Origin of the sequence: Prevotella sp. HUN102 (assembly GCF_000688375.1) — a bacterium.
Taxonomy (GTDB): Bacteria; Bacteroidota; Bacteroidia; order Bacteroidales; family Bacteroidaceae; genus Prevotella.
In genome coordinates, this window is sequence record NZ_JIAF01000001.1 from 126,272 (window position 1) to 148,902 (window position 22,631).

The 22,631-nt window shown below is 45.7% G+C and carries 14 protein-coding genes and 1 riboswitch; of the genes, 3 read left to right on the top strand and 11 right to left on the bottom strand.

What is annotated here, in order from left to right; all coding sequences use genetic code 11:
* Positions 1 to 267 precede the first annotated feature (267 nt).
* The 3 genes from P150_RS0100605 (at position 268) to P150_RS0100620 (ending at position 4,180) form a co-directional block, all read left to right on the top strand.
* The gene (locus tag P150_RS0100605; protein WP_028896028.1) at positions 268 to 1,629 is read left to right on the top strand and encodes a dipeptidase; all 1,362 of its coding nucleotides are present in this window, start codon (positions 268 to 270) and stop codon (positions 1,627 to 1,629) included.
* Positions 1,630 to 1,911: 282 nt separating this feature from the next.
* Positions 1,912 to 2,823, top strand: a complete 912-nt coding sequence (locus P150_RS0100610) for a sugar phosphate nucleotidyltransferase (RefSeq protein WP_028896029.1) — start codon at positions 1,912 to 1,914, stop codon at positions 2,821 to 2,823.
* Between the two features lie 319 nt (positions 2,824 to 3,142).
* Entirely contained in the window at positions 3,143 to 4,180 is a 1,038-nt protein-coding gene (locus tag P150_RS0100620) for a bifunctional oligoribonuclease/PAP phosphatase NrnA (protein WP_028896030.1), read from the top strand.
* 432 nt (positions 4,181 to 4,612) lie between these two features.
* Here the strand turns inward: P150_RS0100620 and P150_RS0100630 are convergent, their stop codons facing one another.
* From P150_RS0100630 to P150_RS0100685, 11 genes are all read right to left on the bottom strand, one after another.
* Positions 4,613 to 10,246, bottom strand: a complete 5,634-nt coding sequence (locus P150_RS0100630; RefSeq protein WP_028896031.1) for a DUF4465 domain-containing protein — start codon at positions 10,244 to 10,246, stop codon at positions 4,613 to 4,615.
* Between the two features lie 165 nt (positions 10,247 to 10,411).
* Positions 10,412 to 10,593, bottom strand: a riboswitch (cobalamin riboswitch).
* A gap of 462 nt (positions 10,594 to 11,055) precedes the next feature.
* Positions 11,056 to 11,997: a thioredoxin-disulfide reductase gene (gene trxB, locus P150_RS0100635; RefSeq protein ID WP_028896032.1), complete on the bottom strand. Its 942-nt coding sequence runs from the start codon at positions 11,995 to 11,997 to the stop codon at positions 11,056 to 11,058.
* Positions 11,998 to 12,155: 158 nt separating this feature from the next.
* The gene (locus P150_RS0100640) at positions 12,156 to 12,776 is read right to left on the bottom strand and encodes a deoxynucleoside kinase (protein ID WP_028896033.1); all 621 of its coding nucleotides are present in this window, start codon (positions 12,774 to 12,776) and stop codon (positions 12,156 to 12,158) included.
* Positions 12,777 to 12,808: 32 nt separating this feature from the next.
* Complete coding sequence (locus P150_RS0100645; protein ID WP_028896034.1) at positions 12,809 to 13,423, bottom strand: deoxynucleoside kinase; 615 nt, start codon at positions 13,421 to 13,423, stop codon at positions 12,809 to 12,811.
* Between the two features lie 83 nt (positions 13,424 to 13,506).
* Entirely contained in the window at positions 13,507 to 14,976 is a 1,470-nt protein-coding gene (locus P150_RS0100650; protein WP_028896035.1) for an alkaline phosphatase family protein, read from the bottom strand.
* A gap of 308 nt (positions 14,977 to 15,284) precedes the next feature.
* On the bottom strand, positions 15,285 to 15,851 hold the full coding sequence (locus P150_RS0100660) for a hypothetical protein (RefSeq protein ID WP_028896036.1): 567 nt from the start codon (positions 15,849 to 15,851) through the stop codon (positions 15,285 to 15,287).
* A gap of 47 nt (positions 15,852 to 15,898) precedes the next feature.
* On the bottom strand, positions 15,899 to 16,357 hold the full coding sequence (locus tag P150_RS0100665; protein WP_028896037.1) for a DUF2262 domain-containing protein: 459 nt from the start codon (positions 16,355 to 16,357) through the stop codon (positions 15,899 to 15,901).
* 655 nt (positions 16,358 to 17,012) lie between these two features.
* A complete protein-coding gene (locus P150_RS0100670) occupies positions 17,013 to 18,953 on the bottom strand; it encodes a YgiQ family radical SAM protein (RefSeq protein ID WP_231477562.1) in 1,941 nt (646 codons plus the stop codon).
* Positions 18,954 to 19,120: 167 nt separating this feature from the next.
* Positions 19,121 to 19,459 (bottom strand): hypothetical protein, encoded by a 339-nt coding sequence (locus P150_RS0100675; protein WP_028896039.1) that lies wholly within the window; start codon positions 19,457 to 19,459, stop codon positions 19,121 to 19,123.
* A gap of 28 nt (positions 19,460 to 19,487) precedes the next feature.
* Positions 19,488 to 22,073 carry a fibronectin type III domain-containing protein gene (locus P150_RS0100680; protein ID WP_028896040.1) on the bottom strand — a complete coding sequence of 862 codons (2,586 nt, stop codon included), beginning with the start codon at positions 22,071 to 22,073 and terminating at the stop codon, positions 19,488 to 19,490.
* On the bottom strand, positions 22,073 to 22,630 hold the full coding sequence (locus tag P150_RS0100685; RefSeq protein ID WP_028896041.1) for a 1-acyl-sn-glycerol-3-phosphate acyltransferase: 558 nt from the start codon (positions 22,628 to 22,630) through the stop codon (positions 22,073 to 22,075). The genes P150_RS0100680 and P150_RS0100685 overlap by 1 nt, the downstream gene beginning before the upstream one ends.
* Position 22,631 lies beyond the last annotated feature (1 nt).

The following is a 22,631-nucleotide window of genomic DNA, read 5'->3' on the forward strand; positions in this document are numbered from 1 at the left end:
TTGTTAAAATATTATCTCGTATATGATGAAATGGCAAAGGATTATAATTCCGGAATGATAGGAATTGGAACTGAATACTTTGTTCACGTGTGAATTGTTACTCTCATCCATTCATCCATCTCGTTCCTTGTCCTCCTCTCCAAAACTCAGGTGTTTATAATCATTTTTAAGATTTGGGTATATCTGATTTAGCATATTTCATTTGCAGTTTAGGGTAATTTTGTGTAAGTTTGCACCATTAAGTTTTTAACCTTTAAACCCAACATTATGATTAAAGAGTATATAAAGGAAAATCAAGACCGAATGCTGGAAGAGCTTTTCAGCCTGATTCGCATTCCGAGTGTCAGCGCGCAACCGGAAAAGCACGGTCAGGATATGATCCGCTGTGCTGAAAGATGGAAGGAACTGCTGTTGATGGCAGGCGTAGACAAAGCGGAGATAATGCCGACAAAGGGAAATCCGGTGGTATATGGCGAAAAAATAGTGGATCCGAACGCTAAAACGGTTCTCATCTATGGTCATTACGACGTGATGCCGGCTGAACCGTTCGAACTTTGGAAGAGTGAACCGTTTGAACCGGAGGTGCGCGACGGACATATCTGGGCGCGTGGTGCTGACGACGATAAGGGACAGTCGTTCATTCAGGCGAAGGCTTTTGAGTATATCGTGAAGAACGATTTGCTGAAGCACAACATCAAGTTCATTCTTGAGGGCGAAGAGGAAATAGGCTCGCCGAGTTTGAGCGCATTCTGCACAGAGAACAAGGAACTGCTGAAGAGCGACGTGATTCTGGTATCGGACACCAGTATGCTGGCAAAGGACCTTCCTTCGCTCACTACGGGCTTGCGTGGCTTGGCTTATTGGCAGATCGAGGTTACGGGTCCTAATCACGACCTGCACTCAGGACATTTCGGCGGTGCAGTAGCCAATCCTATCAATGTGCTTTGCAAGATGATTTCAGACTGTACGAACGAGGACGGCAAGGTAATGTTCCCGGGATTCTATGACGATGTTGAGGACGTGCCGGCTGAGGAGCGCAAGATGGTGGCCGAAATTCCGTTCGACGAGGCTGCCTACAAGAAAGCTTTGGACGTTGAGGAACTGTTTGGCGAAAAGGGTTACAGCACAATCGAACGCAACGGATTCCGTCCTTGCTTCGACGTGTGCGGCATTTGGGGTGGCTATCAGGGCGAAGGCGCAAAGACCGTGATTCCTTCAAAGGCTTTTGCCAAGCTCTCTTGCCGACTCGTTCCACATCAGGACCACGAGAAAATCGGACAGTTGGTGGTAGATTATTTCAACAAGGTGGCACCAAAGACCGTGAAGGTGAAGATAGAATCGCTGCACGGAGGCCAGGGCTATGTTTGTCCGATAGACCTTCCGGCATACAAGGCTGCCGAAAAGGGCTTCGAGAAGGTGTTCGGCAAGCGTCCTCTGGCAGTTCGCCGTGGTGGAAGTATTCCAATCATTGCCACATTCGAGCAGATTCTCGGCGTAAAGACCGTGCTGATGGGCTTCGGTCTGGAATCAAACGCCATTCACTCTCCAAACGAGAATATCCCTGTGGACATTCTCTGGAAGGGTATCGAGGCTGTTGCCAACTTCCATCTGGAGTTCGACAAGATATAAACGGACTTCGGTAGACGAGGTAACGAGGTTACAAGGAGACAAGTCTACAAGTGGACGAGTTTACGAGTGAACGAAGTTACAAGTTTACAAGTGGACAAATGGACGAGTTTTACAAGTTTGCGAGCTGACAAATGAGCTATTAATTATCGCCACCAAGTGTTCAGGCTTGGTGGCGATATTGTTTTTTGTTGTTCAAAATACATTTGCATTGTGCTCACTTTTAGAATAGTTTTATTACCTTTGCAATCAGTTGAAACACTATAAACATAAAAAATATAAGATATGAAGCCAACATTGCTATTGCTTGCTGCGGGTATGGGAAGCCGTTACGGAGGTCTCAAGCAGCTCGACGGTCTGGGTCCTAACGGCGAGACCATTATGGACTATTCTATTTACGACGCTATTCAGGCAGGATTCGGAAAGATAGTTTTCGTTATTCGCAAGGACTTTGAACAGCAGTTTCGCAATCAGGTGCTCTCTAAGTATGAAGGACACGTACCGGTTGAACTTGTTTTTCAGGGTGTCGATGCGCTTCCTGAAGGATTTTCAGTACCCGAAGGTCGTGAAAAGCCTTGGGGAACGAACCACGCCGTGCTGATGGCAAAGGACGTTATCAACGAGCCATTCTGTGTAATCAACTGCGACGACTTCTACAATCGCGACTGCTTTATGGTAATCGGCAAGTATCTTGCAAATCTTCCTGAAGGCGCAAAGAATGATTACGCAATGGTTGGCTTCCGTGTGGGAAACACTTTGAGCGAGAACGGAACCGTCTCTCGTGGTATTTGTTCTACCGACGATGCAGGGAATCTTACCACCGTTGTGGAGCGCACAAAGATTGAACGCCGTGGCGGACAGGTGCAGTGCGTGGACGACAACGACGCTTGGGTATCGGTAGACGACAACACGCCTGTTTCAATGAACGTATGGGGTTTCACTCCCGACTATTTCGAATATAGCGAAGACTGTTTCAAGAGTTTCCTTGCCGATCCGAAGAATATGGAAAACAAGAAATCAGAGTTCTTTATTCCAATGATGGTCAATAAATTGATCAACGATGGAACGGCTACTGTAAAGGTGCTTGACACAACGAGCACTTGGTTCGGAGTTACCTATCCCGAGGATCGCGACGGCGTTGTGGCTCGCATTCAGCAGTTAGTGGAAGAGGGTGTTTATCCAAACAAGCTCTTCTAAGTACATAACGTGCAGCCACGTTCGGTCTTTGCCAGTGCGTGGCTGTTTTCAATGAGGTTTTCAAACAGGTGTTCAAGGCCGATTGCCGTTATACGAAGGGCTGTCGTTCAGCCACTCGGATACGTTTTCAGTCTTGAATGCTTGCTTGCAAGTTGTTTTTTATAGTGCCTGACCGCCTCATTGTCGGAGAAATAGTTATGCTTCAGGCAGTTATTCTTCCCGACGGAAAGCCATAAGAGTTTTTGAATGAAAAAACAGTTGCAATTTTTATGTTGGCACACAGATGCAGCTTGTTAGCCTACTTTAAAAATAACATACGATGAATATAAATCTATTAGATGAACAACAACTCGAGAAACTCCGTTCGCTCATTGCCGAATCAGAGCACATCGTAATCTGTGCACACAAATCACCGGACGGCGATGCCGTGGGTTCTTCGCTCGCTTGGAAAGCCTATTTGCAGCAACTGGGAAAAACCGACGTGAAAGTGTGTCTTCCTGACGCATTTCCCGATTTTCTGCAATGGATGCCGGGCACTCAGGAGATTGTGAGATACGACAAGCGACCGGCTTTGGTACAGCAGATTTTCGATAATGCCGACTTGGTTTGCTGCCTGGATTTCAACCAGATAACGCGTGTCGATGATATGTGCACCGTGCTGGAGAGCTGCAAGGCTAAGCGGCTCTTGATAGACCATCACTTGGAGCCGGACACGAACAACGAACTCACGCTGTCGTTTCCAAAACTTTCCAGTACCAGTGAACTTCTATTCAGCCTTATATGGCAGATGGGCGGCTATGAGGATATGACAAAAGCTTGCGCACAGTGCATCTATTGCGGAATGATGACCGATACAGGCGGCTTCACTTATAATTCCACGCGCCCTGAAATCTATTTCATCGTCAGTCAGCTTTTGAGCAAACGGATAGACAAGGATAACATCTATAATCGCGTTTACCATAATTATTCGAGCAATGCCATCAAGTTTCGGGGACACATTATCTGCAACAAGCTGAATATCGTGGAGGAACTTCACGCAGCTTACTTCGCAGTTACGAAGGAAGAGATGAGGCAATTTAAGTTCATCAAGGGCGATTTGGAAGGCGTGGTAAACATTCCGCAGCAGATAAAGGGGTTGAAATTGAGCATTTCTCTTCGCGAAGATACCGAAAAGCCCAACCTCGTCCTTGTGAGCCTCCGTTCGGGAAACGGCTTCCATTGTCAGCCGATGGCCGTGCAGTTTTTCAATGGGGGAGGACACGCCGATGCATCGGGCGGCAAACTGCATTGCTCAATTCAGGAAGCAGAGCAGATAGCCCTGAATGCAATCCTTGCATTCAAGGACCAGTTAAAGTAAAGACAACGGCATCTCCTTATAAGCAACACGCACCTCGGGTTCGAGGTGCGTGTTTTGTTTTCTCTTATCGTTTCAGGTCTGTTTTCATTAGCCTGTATTCAACCTTGACGGAAGTGATTTGCATTTTTGCGAAGAATGCCAAACAATCTTCGCACATTTGCATTGCATTCTTCGCAAGAATGGATTGCAATCTTCGCACGTTTGGAAACCGTCTTTTAATCTTCAGATTATCAGATGTTTATGTATTTATTGAATAAGAGAGAAAATATACAGGTAAGCAAGTCTTCAGGCGTCTAGATTTCTCTCAGTTCAAGTTGTGTTTTGTTCATTGGCAATAAAATAAGCCGTGCATCAGAGACTAAGCTCCCGATACACGGCTCTACATATATGCTATGAATTAAAGAATCCGAATTATTGATTTATCGCAATGAATTATTGAATGATAACATTCTTGCTGAAGCTCTTGCCGTTGGCAGTTACCTTTACGATGTAAAGACCTTGTGCAACGTCCAAACGAGCATTGCCCTTAGCATTTGCAACAAGTACACCGGTTGTGGTATATACCTGAACGCTTGCATTGGCACCTGCATTCACGATTATATGACCGTTTTCTATGCGGATAGCACCGTTGTCTGCATCTTCGCCTACGCTTGTAATGCCTGTCGGAGTGAAGTTTACAGGGATGCGAACGAACTGAATCTTACCAGCCTGTGTCATCTTCACGATTACAGAGAAGTTCTTGTTTGAAGTGCCTTTGACAACGAGCTTGCCGTCTTTCGTAACCTCAACGCTCGTAGCAAGACTGCTGTCTACGCTGTCAGCTAACTCGTACTTGATAGTAGCGTTAGAGCCATCTGGCGTGAACAAGCCTGCGATGTTGATAGTGTCAGACACTTCTTGCGAAGCAGCATCGGTAATCTTGCGTGTGCCGTTGAAGTTGTCCATACAGAAGTAAGTAGGTGTTGTAAGACCAAAATTGTTCTTCTTTGTGCCTTCGAGCTTGAAGCTGATTTCCTGAACTGCACCGAGTGTACGGAGATCAACCCACTGCCAAGATTCGAGTACATAGCGGTCAGCTTCCTTATCTGAACGGTAGTCAGCAAGATAGTATTCAACGTTCTTCTTCGTGCCGTCCTTAGCCTTTCCGGTTATGGTGAGCTTGTAGTAATCGCCCTTTTGGAATCCACCTTCAACGGTAGACATATTGTCTCCATTCTTAACAGCGTCTACTACCCAAGCTGTGTTTGTGATGTAGAAACCACGGATAGAGTCGCCGTCTTCCTTGTTGAATACCGTGATTTTTCCACCCTGTGGATAAGCTACGGCATAGTTCTCAGAACCGTCTACACCTGCACCAACTGCACTATGGAACTGATCTGCAAGACCTTTATATTTGGTTGAAGTTTCATTTGAATAGCCGAAGTTGTACCAATAGTTCCACTCTGGCATATTTCCGTTGTCGAATTCGTATGAACCACTAACAAATGAGCCATACTTGTTCGGACCACTCCAATGGCTTTCATTGTCGAGATAGAGGTTTTCAAATGTTGCAGTTACGGCATTGCCAGTTACATAAACGCGACAGGTGTCAGTAGCTGTCATACCATTTGCATCAGTAACGAGGATGATATAATCGTCGTTTTCAGTAGGAACTACGTCAGTAGCAACCTCCTCGTGCTTGCCATTAATCCACTTGACTGTGTAAGGAGCCTGGCCTTCTGTGATGGTTGCTGTGAGGTTGGCAGCAGAACCAGCCTCAATGATGTTGTCGTCGGCAACAACCTTCGGTGCCTTCAGTTCAATCGGAGCAGGAGAAGATGTAGCCTTGAACTCCTTGCTTGCAACAACTTCGCCCTGTGCATCGCGAAGGCTTACGAGAACAGCATAAGCAACGTAGGTTTCATCTTTGGTCAATCCTGTTGCATTGTATGTGCCCTTTTCGTCCTTGCTTATGATTACTACGTTGTTTGCAGCAATTACTTCTTCCTTGGTAGGAGCAACTTCGCCCTTCTTCTTTACAACGATGTAAGCCTTAGCATTCATATCTGCCTTTACATTTACGTTTGCTGTGCTGTCTGTGATGTTTGTAACAGAAGGATAGTCAGCAGCCATAACAGGAGCGGCAGTAGATGCGTTGTATTCGTAAGCACCCATAGTAGGAGTGCTGGCATTGCGCACAGTACCGTTGATGTCTTTGGCAACGTAAGCGAGTGCTACTGTCTTCAAAAGATTGCCTTCGTTCTTTGGTTCAAGAATCTTTTCATCGAGGAACTCAACGGTTTCGTTGTAGCTGTCTGCTTCGTTAGACTTTGTAGTCCAATCTGCAAATTTGGCAATGTTATTCTTGTCGTAGGCAAATACAGATCCGGTAGTATATACATTATTCTTGCTGTATTTTATCGTAGCGATATTTTCAGTCTTGTAGAAACGATAAACATAGCCGCCTGCCTCATTCTGGAAGATGTTTTGAGTAACAGAGACATTCTCCATATTGTCATTAAACCATAGTGCAGGAGCAGTGGTTTTACCTATTACACGCACTGTGTTGTGAGCAATATTGATATTTGAGGATGGGCTAGAAATCTTGATAGCAGCAGAACTGTTATCTTTTGTATTGAGTACAAAAGAATTATTTACAATCGTTGCAGGCTTATCAGCAGTTGCATTGATGGAACGAATGGACAATGCTGTGGTATTAGGAGTGATATTAAGAATGAATTTATTGTTTTCAATCTGCATAGTTGTCTCACTCTGAATGTCAGCAGCAAGGAAATTACCCTTTGTCGTTGTTGTATTTTCAAGTGTATTGCCAATAATCTTAGCGTTATCCTCCTTCATCAAATAGATACCCTTAGTACCGTTGTTTCGGATAATATTGTTAAGAACTTGAGCACCTGTTTCCTTTGGCAGGTTTACATTAGATGTACCACCAAGTTTCACACCGATATAACCACCATCAAGCACAGAATTTTTCAATGTGAAATAATCATTGTTGCAGTTTGCCTTGTTGATAGAGTACATATAAACAAGGTTTACGTCTTGCTGATTATTGGTTGTGATAGGAGCGTGGATATAGCAGTTATCAACCGTAACGTGCTGACTTACATTGCGAAGATGAACAACAGAAGGATAATTAATCTTGTCTGTTGTAACCTCTACGCCACGAAGTGTAACATAGTCGGCACCATCAAATGTAAATACACCATATTCACGCGCCATCTTGTCCTCAGAATAGCCTGAATCTGCATAGCGGTCGTTGTAAATCTTAACATCTGACGGTTTGCCGGTAGATGATTCGATCGTCAAAGTGTTGTTTTCAGACATACCCGGAATCTCAGGAACGTTTACGTGTTCCTTATATATACCCGGCTTAATGCTGATGGTAACAGGACCTTCGATACCATCATTCAGCGCATCGATAGCAGACTGGATAGTCTTGTATTTTTCGTCTGCACCTACGCTGATAGTACCCTTAATGCCTTCCTTGATAGTAGTAGTAGCTGTAACTGCTGCTTCAGGGCTTGATTCAACGCCACCGATGGTTACGTTGGTCAATGCAGCTGAAGCCTTATCGCCGAGATTAGCGGCAGTAGAAAGGTCGTAAGCTACCCAGAACTTGTACACACCACGGTCTGCAATGGTGTAAGTACCATTGATTTCGTATGGATTAGCCGTAGCTTCGCCTATGAGATTTGCTGTTGCGAATGTAGAAACAGTATCTGTTGCATAGACTTTCGCACGAGTAATGATGCTGTTCTGGTCGGCATTAACGACGAACTTGGTAACGTCAAGCGTTCCATAGTCGCCCTCTGCCTCTACATCGATGCGCATCATTGGGAGATTTGTTTGTCCCTTGAGCACTTCGTCCTTAGCAACTGCTACGGTCTTTACTGACTTTACTGCAATGGCAGTAAGAGGAATTGAACTTACTTCAATAGCAAAGCCATCGCCCGAGGTTCTGCCAGTAGTAAAGTTTACGGTAAGTTTTCCGTCCTGTGATTTTGTTATGATGCTTTCCAGCTTATCGTAATATCCAAATTTTGCATCAGGCGTTGCTTTTGCTTCGCCACCATAAGAGACGTTGAAGTTATTGCCATACACCATCTTCCAGTCCTTCACGGTAAGTTTGATTCCATAACCCGGTTTTTCAGGAGCGAAAGTTACTGTTCCATTGAAATTGATAGATGCCTTATTCTTTTCGCCACCGTCATCATAGAACATCAAAGTTCCATTCTCTGGAATTATCTTTGTACCATTCTCGCCGTTCTTCAGATTGAAAATGTTCTTGATAATACGTTCGCCTTCAGGGTCGGCTGTGGCTACAGGCTGACTTGTACCATTAATAATTACGGATGCAACAGCAGCGTCAATTTTCTTTTCAGCCTCTGCATTGTCTTTAATATCGTAGCGTACACGGAACCAGTTGTCGCCCTCTGTGAGATCGACCGGTGTCGTGAATGTTGCATTTACAGTATTATCTGTTCCGAAATCTGTGATAGTAGCAATTGCTGTGGCAGATTTTCCCGGAACTTCGTCCTTGCTGCCAGTTCCGAAGATAGTTATCTTCTCGATACTCTGCTTGGATTCTTTCAAATCAATAGCAACACCATTCAGTTTCAATGCGTCCTTATCTCCTTCTGTCTTCACATTGAAACTGATAATATCTTGGTTCTTGTCGCTGGCAGCAATGATATCCGTTGAAGTTTGATTAGCCGTAACTTCCTTGACAGCCATCGGCTTTGACTCGTATTCGCTTACGGTTGCTTCTATACCTTTGCCAAGATAGTAGGATGTTGTGCTCTTAGCATTGAATCGAATAGTGATAGCTCCGTCGGCAGATTTTGAGCGAATGGTTTTCCCCGGACCGTTTTCAGCAGCAGTCTTGGAGTCTACTTCCCAAAGTTTTTCGCCTTTAGTATCCTTACCACTATAAATTTCAAATATGGCTTTTACACCATATCCACTATACTGAGAATAGTAAAGGTTGAATTTAGAGAAGTCAATCTGTATGATTTTACCATTGTGCATAGGCACAAAAGTAATGATACGATCTTCATCGAAGCCTTCGTGGCTACTGCCATAGCCACTTTTAGTCTTGTAAACGAGTGAACCATTTACTTTCTTTTCAATTTTTCCAGTCTGAACATAAACGATATTCTCCACCGTTCGGTCGCCCGCAGGATTTCCCTCAGCACCTACTGCGTGGTCTCCATCGCTCAATGTAAAGTTTGTGAGGGCGGCATCAATTTTCTGACCGTCGAGAGCCTTTTCATTGATGTCGTAAGCCAACCAGAAATAGTTGTTGCCTTCAAAAAGTTCTAATGCTTCTGTTGTGGTAATCTCAAATTCGTTCCCAGTAACATCAACTTCTCCGATTTTCTTAGTAGTAGCAAAAGCATTGGAAGCCTTTGTATAATATAATGTAGCGTGGGTAACTTGTGCTTGTGTTCCGTTCGTATTGAAGCGGAATTTCTTCGTGGTAAGAACCGGAGACAGCTCTTCTGTCTTGATATTGAATGACAGGATAGCCTGACTCTTGTCGCCGGCGCACACAGTACCGGTAGAGAATTGTGCAATGTCGATACCAGCATACTTCATTGGCTGTGGGGCAAACTGGGTAACGGTAGCTTCCCAACCTGCTCCTTCCATATAAGCATTGTTCTTTAGCTTAACAGTCAATGCACCATCAGCAGCAGAAGATCTTACCTTACCTATTTCCTGCTTGTTGAAAGTTGCCAACAGATTGGCTGCATCGGTCGTAGAACCATTATATACATAAACGGTCTGACCATATAATGATCCGTTTGCGATAGACATCTTTGTGAAGTCTATCATAATTTTCTTACTCGAATCTTCGGGTTTGAAGGTTACTGATCCTTCAAGATCCTTTGTGATGTTGCCTTCCTTGCCTCCATCATCGTAAAACTGAACGGCAGCGTCACCCACTGTTACAGTTTTGTTGCCTTTTTCAAGTTTAACCACAGATTCTGTCTGCGCCCATACAGGCGTAGATACGAATGTAGCCAAGGCAAGAGACAACGATACTAAAAAGTACTTTTGTTTCATAATATTTGTTAATGTGAAATAATTGATTAATCATAAATATCAGGACACACCATTCCCCAAAGCCTTATACAAAGGCATTACACCTTCGTATTCCATCAGAGTTCAGAGTGTCTTTTATTTTCCAACGCGTTGTTTTTCTCTTCTTCGTCTAACCCGAGAGACTACTTCGAAGCAGAATGTAATGGCAGGTCTTCTGACTTTGTTTCCTGACCATAAACCCTTCCCGAACTTCCGTTCAGTGGTTTCCGTTTATGTCTACAAGGATAACTCACAGCAGCCGGACTGTCTGGGATTTCCACCCAGTTCCCTTTCAATCAATTTAATGAACCTATTACGTTTGCAAAGATAGTAATAAATATTGAACTGCAAAATGAATTTTCAATTATCTTGAATAAATAATCTTCGTTTGATAAAATTACGTTCCTTTCCGACTGCTTTTATTTCCTTGTGTTTTTAGTTTAATTATAGAGAGGGCGCATCATTGATGCAGCAAAGTGGCTGTCATTACAGGCAAAAAAAGAAGGATTTGCAATTAACCGAAGAATGTGTTCTATTCTTCGGACAAATGCGTTGTATTCTTGCGAAAATTATCCGCCATTCTTTGCACGTTTGAAAATGCAAAGTTTGTATATTGATTATCAGTTACTTGCAGATTTTATGGCAATGATAGTATTGCACCATTTTTTGTAATGGTTTGATGGTGTACGCCAAAACAAAAACAGATTGCAAATCCAAAACTGGAATGCAATCTGTTTTATGGTTTTAGGTTTCCTTTAATTATAAAAAGGATGTATTTTCTGTATCTTCACTTACTTTTCGCCCTTTTCCTGTAAGAATCTTTCGGCTTCGATGGCAGCCATAGAACCGGTAGCTGCTGCGATAACGCCCTGACGATAAGTTGGGTCAGCCACGTCGCCGGCAGCATAAACTCCCTCTATGCTCGTTGCCGTAGAGAAGCCTTTGGTGGCAATGAAGCCTTGTGCATCGAGTTCCAACTGGCCACGGAAGAGGTCGGTATTGGGAGTATGGCCGATTGCAAGGAAGAAACCATCGATTGCAATGTCGTAGTTTTCTTCGTTCTCCTCGCCCTTGTGTCTTACAAGATGTGCGCCCTCCACGCCGTTTTCGCCGAACAAGCCGAGCGTATTTGTATTGAAAAGTATCTCAATGTTCTCCTGTTCCATCACACGTTTCTGCATAATCTCGGCAGCACGCAGGTATGGTTTGCGGACAATCATATAGACTTTCTTTGCCAATCCGGAGAGATACATCGCCTCTTCGCAGGCAGTATCGCCGCCACCCACTACGGCAACGGTGCGCTTGCGATAGAAGAAACCGTCGCAAGTGGCACAGGCACTGACACCTTGTCCGCGATATTTCTCTTCGTCTGCCAGTCCGAGATACTTTGCACTCGCACCGGTTGCAATAATTACCGTATTGGCTTCGATGACATTGCCGCGCTCATCCTCGCAAATGAAAGGACGCTTGCTGAGATCGGCCTTGACAATGGCACCGTCGCGAACGTCTGCACCTACATTAACTGCCTGCTGGTGCATTTCCATCATCAGTTGATTGGCATCGATTCCGTCCTTGAAACCGGGAAAATTCTCGATGATGGTAGTTGTTGTCAATTGTCCACCGGGCTGAATGCCACGATAGAGTATTGGGCTCAAGTTTGAGCGACTTGCGTATATTGCTGCGGTGTAGCCCGCTGGACCACTACCGATAATAAGGGTTTTAACTTTTTCCATATTAATTGATTTGCAAAGAGTATGCCGAAATGTTTAAATAAACGAATATTATGATGAATAATGTCGAAAAAGTTTCGCATCGCATATTCGCCAACTGCCTTGTTGTGCCCTTTCCCTACGTGAAAACGAGAGTGGAGCAGGGGAGCGAAGACGTGTTTTTATTCCATCGGGAACAGTCCGAAGAGGCGGTCGTCGATCATATCCGTAATTCTCTGGAAGTCCTGTGGATTGTTGGCAAAGTCGGTGTTGTCGCCGTCTACAATCATCAGGTGTCCCTGATAGCCCTTTATCCATTCCTCGTAGCGTTCGTTCAGACCGCGGAGATAGTCTATTCGCATCGTCTGTTCATATTCCCTGCCACGCATCTGGATATGCTCAATGAGGTGGGGAACGCTCGCCTTAATGTAAATCATCAGGTCGGGGAGCTTTACAAGACTGAGCATCAGGTCGAAAAGATGAGTGTAGTTGTCGAAATCGCGGTCGCTCATCAAGCCCATATCGTGGAGATTGGGGGCGAAGATGCGGGCATCTTCAAAGATGGTGCGGTCCTGAATGACGGTGTCCGACGAACGGGAAATCTCTACAACATCACGGAAACGCTTGTTGAGAAAGTAAATCTGAAGGTTGAAAGCCCAACGGTTCATATCCTCATAGTAGTCAGCGAGGTATGGATTGTTGTCTACTGGTTCGAAGTGTGCCTTCCAACCATATCTTTTTGCGAGCATTGTGGTAAGTGTTGTCTTGCCGGCTCCGATATTTCCTGCGATAGCTATATGCATAGTATAAATTGTTCTGGGTATTAATGATGGTTTTAGAACAGACCGAACAGTTCCCGGTCTATCTTGTCCGTAATGAATCCGAAGTCCTTTGGCTCGTGCTGATAGTCGAGTTTGTCTACATCAATAATCAGGACACGCCCCTTGTATTGGTTCTGGATAAAGTCTTCGTAGCGTTTGTTGATATTCTCCAAGTAGTCGAGAGGCATTTTCTGCTCGTAATCTCTGCCCCGCTTCTCGATGTTCGCAACGAGATGGCTCACAGATGAGCGGAGATATATCATCAGGTCGGGGTATTTCACGACGTCTGTCATATCCTCGAAAAGCTCCATATAGGTTTCGTAATCACGCTCGTCGAGGTTTCCCATCGCATAATTGTTGGCCGTGAAAACGTAAACTCCCTCATAGATGGAACGGTCCTGAACAACATCCTCGTCGTTCTCATTGATTTCGAGCAAGTCCTTGAATCGTTCCTTGAGGAAGAAAATTTCCATTGCGAACGACCATCGCTTGATGTCCTTGTAGTAGTCATCGAGATAGGGATTGTAGTCCACCGACTCAAACCTTGGCTTCCATCCGTATCGTTTGGCAAGCATAGTGGTGAGCGTGGTCTTTCCGCTTCCGATGTTTCCTGCTATTGCTATGTGCATAAATTCATTTCCCCGAATATCCACTTCGGCATTCCTTCGGAAAACCGAGAGAAAGAAGTGGGTTGCAGGGTGGTTTTATATTCTTATTTTGCGTTTCTTACCTTACCGATGCAGCCGTTCGGCATCTGAATCTTCAACATTGCGCATACGGTTGCTGCAATATCGTTGATGGTTACACTCTCGTTCGACTGACCTTTGCCGATGTTCCAGCCATACATCAGCCAAGGAATATGGTCGTCGTATGGGAAAGGCTGTCCGTGCGTAGTGCCGATATAGTCGGGAGAGTTCTTTGCACCGAAGAACTGAGGGCGCGTTACCACTCCGATTTCGCCGGAACGGTTGCGAAAATAGCCGTTTTCAAGACGGGTTCTGAGATATTCGGGCATTGTGGTTGCTGCTATTTCCTCCTCATCGAACACATATAGGAACTGAGGGTCTTTCTTAAGGAAGTCCACACTGGCTTCAATGATGTCGTCCTTCTCCTTGCCTGCCTTGGCAATCATCGCGTCGTCGAAGTAGAACTGATAATTATCCTCGCCCATAACCGGCTGAATGCCGAACTTGTTTTGCAGAAAAGCATTCAGGTCTGACACGCTTTTCTTGTATTCCCACGCACCTGCCGGAATGCGGTGCTTCTTCAGATAGTTGTAGTTGTGAGCGGCACCGTGGTCGGCAGAGAGGAAAAGAAGATAGTTTCCTTGCCCCACCTTTGCGTCAAGCACCTTGATGAAGTCTGCCAAATCCTTATCCAACTGCATATACACATCGTGGTTTTCCTTTCCACGGGTGCCGTATTCGTGTCCGATGGCATCGGTGGGCGAAATGCTGATGCAGAGCATATCCGTTTCAGCACCCTGTCCCAACCGTTCGTTTTCCAGAGCGGCGGCAGCCATCTTGAAAGTCATTGTAACGCCGCTGTTCGACATCTTGATGTTGAATCCCGGTTTCGTGCGGTTCTCCTTGTTGAAGTCGTTTACCCATTTGGGCAGTTCTTTCATATAATAGGTGGACGACACGAAGTTGCCTGCCGATGTATCCCACCAGTAGGCAGCGTCAGCCGAGTGTCCGGCAGGCAGAATGGATGCACGGTCTTTCAATGCCACCCCGATAACCTTCGAACGGAAGTCGGAAGCTATCTTCAGTTGGTCGCCGATGGTGGTTGTCAGCATTCGGTGCGGACTCATCTGTCCCTCCTTGCTGTTCGAGCCTACGCTCTGCACCGAAGGGTCTCCACAGCAGTAAACGGGCTTATCCTCTTGCCAGAAATGGTTGCCGACAATGCCGTGAATGGCCGGGACGGAGCCGGTGTATATTGATGCGTGGCCGATGGCTGTTACCGTAGGCGCGTAGTTGATGTGCATATTCTCGAAGGAATAGCCGCCGCTGAGCAACCTGCGCAGTCCGTCTGTGCCGTATTCATTGTAATAATAATAGAGGTAGTCCCACCGCATCTGATCGACGGCAATACCAACAACAAGTTTCGGGCGCGAAATCTGCGCGTGGCTGGCGATGGCAATTGCCAAAAGCAGCACAAGTGTAGATAGTTTCTTCATTTATTAGGGTCGTGTTTCAATATTCAGAACGTATCAAATTTCTTACAACTGCAAAGATACAATAATTTATGTATAATGAAACAGAAAAGCAGAGGATTTTTCCTGTAACTTTATTGCCAGTCCCTGATGGTTGATTTAAAATTATGAGGTATCAACAACGGAACGCTAAACTTGCGAAATGGCAATGCACTTGCTGCAAGCAACTTTGCCGTAAAGTCCTGTAAGGTATTCTTGGAGATATTGCGCGTTGGCAAAAAGAACAAGTTTCAAAATCTCCAAATTTATCCCAATCAGTGAAAAACTTGAATTTAAGGAGTGCAAGAAGAACAGTCCGGCATTAATGAATGGAGATAATTCAGAACATTTTTCCAACCGTCAGCTTCAGCATCAAAGCTCCATAGTTTTGTGGAAAGATCGTCCAGTTCTTCAACACCTTTATGGAATGCTTCGCTTTTTGCCTTTCTTTCCTCTTTTGAGATTGCATTCAATCTTTCATCCGAAACTTTAAATCGAGGATTAATCAAAAAGTTGCTGACGTCGGTATAAGTTTTCTCGTCGCAATCTTTTGCAAAATCGGGAAATATGGATAGTGTGCGTTCAAAAGCATTTTTGATTTCTATAAGCCTCAAGCTGTTCAGCGTATCAGGAATATAGGGGAGTAGTTCTCTTCCTTCACAAAAGAGAAAATGCCACCCAACGCCTTTCCAATTGCCTATCATATTTACAGCAATGTGGAAAGTGAAAGTTTCGGGACTTACCTTCTTTTTGATTTCTTCGATTGAACCTAATTCCCAAATATCGTCGGATATACTTGCAAACTTGGTTTCTATATCGCAATGGCTGTAATTTTCCAAAAGTGTTCTTAAATCGTCCATTGTGTTATGTTTTGCATTTAAAAGAAAATAAACTTACGAAAGGTTAATCAGCCGTTCAGTCCGCCAAACTCAATCTCATAGTGGCTGTCAATCTCCATATAGGCTAAGTGCCCAAGCAGATAATCGGGGGCTGCATCTAAATCGATTCCGAGGTTAGTATCACTTCCTTTTACCCATATAGAAACATTATTTATAAACAGAGCATTGATGAAATCGTCTGCCGAAATAGAACTATCAGCCTTGAAATCACCACTTTCTATCATCTCATTGATAACGTCTACATAGTGATCGTTTTCGAGCATAAACGCATTTACGATTTCATCTTTGTTACCCTCTATCCAATTTATTTTTTCAGTAACGATTTTTTCTATATCTTCCTCTTCTGTATCTTCGATATTCAAGAAAACATCTGTTTGCCGTTCCCATATTTTTAGTTTTCCGATATACTCATCAATTGTTTTATCAAATGTAAATTCACTTGTACCGATAATTATTTTGTTTCTCATATATCAAATATTTTTTATAGAGGCTGAAAGTTATCAAAAACGCCTTTTACCAATATGTATGTCCATTTACTGCCAACTGTTGAAATAATTGGCGTGGATATAGACGATACAAAAATATGAAAATATTTTGGATAAACAGCTTTTTTCTTGAAATAATGCTTTTATTCAACTTAGAAAATTTGTAACAACAAGAAAAATATATTCCCTACGGAGTGTTTAAAATTTATTATACAATAGTCTTTGCGCGTCCTTCCCGTTCGTATCTCCCTTGATACATATATTGGTGGAGTTATTCTCAATTATCCGATAAGTTTATCAGAATGTAAATTAAAATTGCGTTTCATCGTGATTATATTCTGTTTTGTAAGTAGTTGAAAATCAGCTTGTCAGTATCTCGGTTTCAAACGTGCGAAGAATGCAGTCCATTCTTGCGAAGATTGCGCTGCATTTGTGCGAAGAATGGAATGCGTTTTTGCGAAGATTGAAAAGAGGTATATAATCGGTTGATTTGCAATGGCTTGTGAGAGGTGTTTCCGTCTTGAGGATTTGGCATAAATAAATAGCTGAAGATGACGGATAATCGTCATCTTCAGCTATGAAAATAATTTTATTAATGTGTTGGGAGTGGGATTGTTTTGGCAGACGGGTGGACGTTTTATCTTTTCTTGCCCTGCTTGCGCTTGCCGTCTCTCCACGCATCATTCTTTTGCTTTTTCTTATAACTGGTATGGTCGGGAGTGCTTCCTATTGCCTTTGCATCGTAGTTCACCTTGCCCTTGAAAGGTTTTCCGTCGTAGAGTTTGCCTATCAGGTCGCTTCTGCCGATTCGTTTCAGCTCCCGTTCTATGCCTGCGCGCTCGCCGGGTTTGTACCAGAAGAAGAACTGGCGTTGTGCCAGTTTCTCTCTTTGCGTCTTGGCAGAGAATATCGGTTCGAGCGTATAGGGTTCAAAGCCTGAATACCACGTTTCGGTTGAAACGGTCATCGGCGTGGGCGTGAAGTCCTGTACTTGCTCAAGATGGAAATCGAGGTCCTTTGTGATTACTGCCAACTCTGCCATATCCTCTTCCTTGCATCCCGGATGGGAGGAAATGAAGTAGGGAATGATCTGCTGGCGCAGTCCTTCCTCCTTGTTTATCCTGTCGAAGATTCGCTTGAAGGCGTAAAACTGTTGGAAGGAGGGCTTGCGCATCAGCTTCAGTACACGGTCGGAGGTGTGTTCCGGAGCTATTTTCAAGCGTCCGCTCACGTGGTTTACAATCAGTTCGCGGGTGTATTCCTGTGCAGCCTTGTTGGATTTTTCGTCCTTGCTCTTGTGCAGCAGCAGATCGTAGCGCACGCCCGAACCGATGAAGCTCTTCTTTATACCCGGAAGTGCGTCCACCTCTCTGTATATTTCGAGCAGTTTGCTGTGGTCGGTGTTGAGGTTCGGACATATTTCGGGGTTGATGCAACTGGGTCGCTTGCAGCGTTCGCACGCCTTTGGGTTGATACCTGCCATTCCGTACATATTGGCCGACGGTCCGCCGAGGTCGGAAAGGTAGCCCTTGAAGTCGGGCATCTGGGTTACTTGCTTTACCTCTTTTATAATACTCTCTTTTGAGCGGCTTGCAATGAACTTGCCCTGATGTGCCGAAATGGTACAGAAGGCGCATCCACCGAAACACCCTCTATGGATGTTTACGCTGAACTTGATCATTTCGTAGGCGGGAATGGTCTTGCCCTGATACTTCGGATGAGGCTCGCGGGTGTAGGGAAGGTCGTAGGTGGCATCCACTTCCTCGGTGGTCATAGTGGGATAGGGGGGATTTACCACGGCATAGAAGTTGTCCACGGCCTGAAGTATGCGCTGAGCGTGCTTTTTGTTGGACTCTTCTTCAATGTATTTGAAGTTCTCCGACTGCGCTTTCTTGTTGTGCAGACATTCTTCGTGAGAGTGGAGTATGATATCGTCTTCCTGAATGCCTCCGGCGATTTCGCTCTTGCGGCAGAGATAAGCAGTCTGCGGAATGTGCTTGATGTCCCTGATGTGCTTTCCGTTTTCTATTTCGCGGGCGATGCTTACCACCTGTTTTTCGCCCATTCCGTAAATCACAAGGTCGGCACCTGACTCGCAGAGCACGCTCTTCCGGATGCAGTCTTTCCAGTAGTCGTAGTGCGTGAGCCTTCGGAGCGAGGCTTCGATGCCGCCGAGTACCACGGGAACGTCGGGAAAGAGCTTCTTCAGAATCTGCGTATATACGATGGAGGGATAGTCGGGACGCATATCGTGCCGGCCATCGGGAGAATAGGCGTCTTCCGAGCGCAGTCTTCTGTTGGCTGTGTATCGGTTTACCATCGAGTCCATAGAGCCGGCTGTTACGCCAAAGTACAGACGGGGGCGTCCCAACTTCTTGAAATCGCGGAAATCTCCGTGCCAGTCGGGCTGCGGAACAATGGCAACCTTGTATCCCGCGTGCTCCAAAGTGCGCCCGATAACGGCAGCACCGAAAGCCGGATGGTCTATGTATGCGTCGCCGGAAAACAGAATGATGTCGAGTTCATCCCATTTTCTGAGTTCCACTTCCTTTTTGGTTGTAGGCAGAAAGTCAGTCAGTCGGAATCGTGATTCGACCCGACGGCCTTGTTCTTTTCTCTTTTGTTCATTCGCCTTCGAATGCGTGTCTGTCTGTTCCCTTTGCTTGTTGGGATTCTTCTTGTTCTTGCCTCCCTGTGGAGTCTTTTGCGTCTTCAATTCTTTATCCTTCCAACTTCTTTTAGCGTTTAAACCTCCGGCTTGTTTTCGCCGCTGTCGGTCTCAACTTTCTTTTGCTCCTCTTTCCAGTCTTTGTAAAGCGCAATGAGATTCTTCAGTCCCAATGCCTTCATATTCTGATTGTAGATAACGTCCAGACAGAGATCGAGGAGTGCCTTGTCCTTTCCTGCTTCCGATTCCAAGAGACTTCTGACGTTTAACTTCAGTCTGTCGAGCGTGTCCTCGTCAATGATGCCGCTCGAGCCCACGAGGTTTGAAAAGAGAGAATACTTCTTTAGGGTTTCAAGATGGGTGTCGCTGATTTCCAAGTTTCTTGTACCCGATGCGTTTGCTTGTATAGTGTGCATAGTCATTTGTTTTAAAAGGATTGGTGTCTTATTTCAAGAGGAAGGCAACGATACCACGCATAATCTTGTTGCGTGTGTCCCTGTCCTTGATACATTCGAACGGAATCGCCATAACGAAGGTTTTGTAGTCGGCTCCCTGATAGGCTACTGCCGCGCTGGAATTGTCGGCATACTTCATAACGCTGAAAGCATTGCCTGTCGGGAGAAGCACGTCCGGAGAATATGCGCCGTAGTGTTGCTCGTTGATGGTGCGATAAACGTCGAAGTTCATCCCCATTCCGGTTACCACAGAGTTATAATTGTTCTGATTGCTTCCGTTGTTTGCAACTTTCAGCGTGGTTTTCAGCCACGTTTGTTCGGAATCCGTTCTCATATCCGACGACAGATAGGCACCACTGACAAAGAGTCTGCCTTTCCTGTTCAGATAGTTCCTGAGCTTTTCCTGCATTTTCGGCCTGAAAGCCTTGTAGAAATAGAGGCTGTGGCCGTCGTCTTTCTCAAGCCCTAATGCCAGATCCACCATCGAATACCTTGAAAGCTCAATGTAACCGTTCTCCACTGCCTCGCTTGAACAGCTTACAACGTTGTATCTTCTCGCCGTGGCGATGGCCTCAACGTGGGTTTTCACGTAGTTGAAATCGTTTCCGGCAACGAACGTTCCCACAAGTTCGTCGCCTCCGAATCCGAGCGCACTTGGACCTTCCTTGCCTGCCTGCGTCTTGTCGAAATTGCTTTGGCGGCCGTTCCAACCGGCAGTAGGGCCGTAACTGACGCCCGGATCGGCTTCAAGGTCGAATCCCTGTTCGGCATCGTTGTTTACCTGTGCCGGAGACGACAGACGATGGAAGCCGTTTACAACGAGAATGGTCTGCCTTGCACCCTCCTGAGCGTATGCCGAAAGCACTTCCGTGGGGAAACTTTCGCCGCCACGGTTGCAGGCAGTGATTCTGAAGTTATACTGTATGCCTGGTTGCAGTTCCATTTCGTATGAACTGCCCCTTACATTCACGCCATTGTCAAAGCCGCTTGTGCCGGTTGATGTATAAATATTGAATGAAGTAGGCTTTGCAGTAGGCTCCAATGGGTCGCCCACGGCGTTCCAGCGCAGCCTGACTTTGTTTCTTGAAGTAAATTCTATACGGAAGTTGTTGGGTGCAAGCGGCTGAACCACGTAACTGGTGTTGTGCAGTCGGGAAGTTTCCTTCAGTATAGTCTTGTAGATGGAGCGTGCCAATGTGAACTTGAAGTTCGGATCCTGCCCGAGACGCATATCATTAAAGTTCTGATGCGAGAGGGTTTCAATGATTGCCGACGGCACTTCGGGAAGTCGTGTTTCGCTGTAATTCGCATCCTTGACCGACCGTATGTTCCAGCTTCTCCTGAAAGTGCCTTCTATATCGCGTCTGGCATTGCTGACCAACTGCTCTGCAAACGACTTGGAAACGCTTCTGCTCATACCTGCTCCGAGTGTTGGGTTGCCATTCTGCGTGGTACAGATGGCCAGTGTTCCCACGGTTGTTCCGTCTTCCTTGTAGCCTGCGTCGCTGTGGATAGCCAATGCCATTTCTATCGGAACTTTCTTTCCGACGGCATTTGGAACGTATGACGAGCCTCCCGCGAGCCAGTTGGTGTATAGGGAGCGGGAGTTGATGTCGTCGTTATAGTCGTTTGCGCCGCCACTCTTGCTCGCAACGTCTCGTGGCGCACCTGCCCATTGCGTGTAGTAGCGTGCTCCCTCAAGCGTTCTTGGCAGTCCGCTGACCTTTCCTCCACGGACAATATTGCCCATTCCTCCACCGAAACGGACGGCATCGGCAGTTACCACGCCCTTTCTCCGGCTGTGGTTTGTGAGGACAACACGGTTGAAAGCGTTGCAGCCCTTATCGAAATCGAAAGTCCCGAGATACACCCACGTGCCGCCACCCATCTGCTGATTCACCTTGAAATGGGTTTCCTGACCTTTGTGATAAACGATGTATTCGGCATCGTCTACGCTGTTTTTCAGCGTCTGATAGCTTACATAAACGGCGTATCGGCCTGCTTCCTTGATATAAGGCTGATAGGAAACCGTGCTCAAACGGCTGCTTCTCTTCCTTGCCTTTACCTGTCGTGCCGTGCCTGCTTGGAATGGATTCTCGCCATCGCGATAGTTTCCGTTGTGGAATGCAAATCCTGTCGTAGATGCTTTTTCCCACGATTTCTTGTCGTTCGTCTCGGAATAGTAGTTGCTTCCGTTGTCATTGTCTACGATGACCTCGTTCTTCTGCCAATCGCGTTCCCTCGGCGAAATCACTACTGCCCCTGCATTCTCCAACATCGGATAGAGATAGGGAATGACGATGGTCTGCGTATAGGTGTCTTCGGTTGTGCAGAAGAGATTTGGACGCTGCCATTTCCACGTCTGCTTTGCCGTGTCGTAATAACGTCCGTGAGACGACCACACGGAGAGATGCCTTCCGTTCAATCCGTCGGAAACGGTGTTGGGACGAGAAACGTTCTCCACCCACGGCTTGCCGTCGTAAGCCGACTTGCCCCACGTGGCCTTACCGTTCTGTGCCTGAACGCCAAACACACACGACAGTCCGAGAACGGACAGTAGGATTCTTTTCTTCATCAGTCAGTTGTTCCTATGGTGAAAAGCTCCGGATGCTTTCCCTTGAAATCTTTGTAATACAGTTTTATCTCTTTCATATCCTTATCAATGTTGCCGGAAGGATGAATGATTTTGGTGCAAGAGATAACTTTCTTTTCATAGTCCAGTCCGTAGAGGAGAATGGGAATCTGTGCCTTGAGCGCAATGTAATAGAAGCCTTTCTTCCATTCGGGATTGAGAGAACGGGTGCCCTCCAGTGTGATTGTCAAACCGAAGGTCTGAGACTTCATTGCATATTCGGCAAGCTGATCGGTCATACTCGTATGCTTGCTGCGAAACACGGGAATGCCGCCCAACTTTCTGAATACGGGTCCCAAGGGCCAGAAAAACCATTCCTTCTTCATCAGGAAATTGCTCTTCAGGCGTGCGGCACGGCTGTATAGCTGTCCGATAATGAAATCCCAATTACTCGTGTGGGGTGCCAGACAAATGATAAACTTTGCCGGAATCTCCACGGTTACGTCTATGCGCCATCCCATAGCTTTGCATAAAAGCCACGAAGAAAAATTATCAGACATA

Bases quoted from the DNA above. Each gene is read 5' to 3' on its own strand.
- P150_RS0100605 (WP_028896028.1), top strand. From the start codon at position 268: ATGATTAAAGAGTATATAAAGGAAAATCAAGACCGAATGCTGGAAGAG.
- P150_RS0100640 (WP_028896033.1), bottom strand. From the start codon at position 12,776: ATGCATATAGCTATCGCAGGAAATATCGGAGCCGGCAAGACAACACTT.
- P150_RS0100660 (WP_028896036.1), bottom strand. From the start codon at position 15,851: ATGGACGATTTAAGAACACTTTTGGAAAATTACAGCCATTGCGATATA.
- P150_RS0100645 (WP_028896034.1), bottom strand. From the start codon at position 13,423: ATGCACATAGCAATAGCAGGAAACATCGGAAGCGGAAAGACCACGCTC.
- P150_RS0100665 (WP_028896037.1), bottom strand. From the start codon at position 16,357: ATGAGAAACAAAATAATTATCGGTACAAGTGAATTTACATTTGATAAA.
- P150_RS0100650 (WP_028896035.1), bottom strand. From the start codon at position 14,976: ATGAAGAAACTATCTACACTTGTGCTGCTTTTGGCAATTGCCATCGCC.
- trxB (WP_028896032.1), bottom strand. From the start codon at position 11,997: ATGGAAAAAGTTAAAACCCTTATTATCGGTAGTGGTCCAGCGGGCTAC.
- P150_RS0100630 (WP_028896031.1), bottom strand. From the start codon at position 10,246: ATGAAACAAAAGTACTTTTTAGTATCGTTGTCTCTTGCCTTGGCTACA.
- P150_RS0100685 (WP_028896041.1), bottom strand. From the start codon at position 22,630: ATGTCTGATAATTTTTCTTCGTGGCTTTTATGCAAAGCTATGGGATGG.
- P150_RS0100675 (WP_028896039.1), bottom strand. From the start codon at position 19,459: ATGCACACTATACAAGCAAACGCATCGGGTACAAGAAACTTGGAAATC.
- P150_RS0100610 (WP_028896029.1), top strand. From the start codon at position 1,912: ATGAAGCCAACATTGCTATTGCTTGCTGCGGGTATGGGAAGCCGTTAC.
- P150_RS0100680 (WP_028896040.1), bottom strand. From the start codon at position 22,073: ATGAAGAAAAGAATCCTACTGTCCGTTCTCGGACTGTCGTGTGTGTTT.
- P150_RS0100620 (WP_028896030.1), top strand. From the start codon at position 3,143: ATGAATATAAATCTATTAGATGAACAACAACTCGAGAAACTCCGTTCG.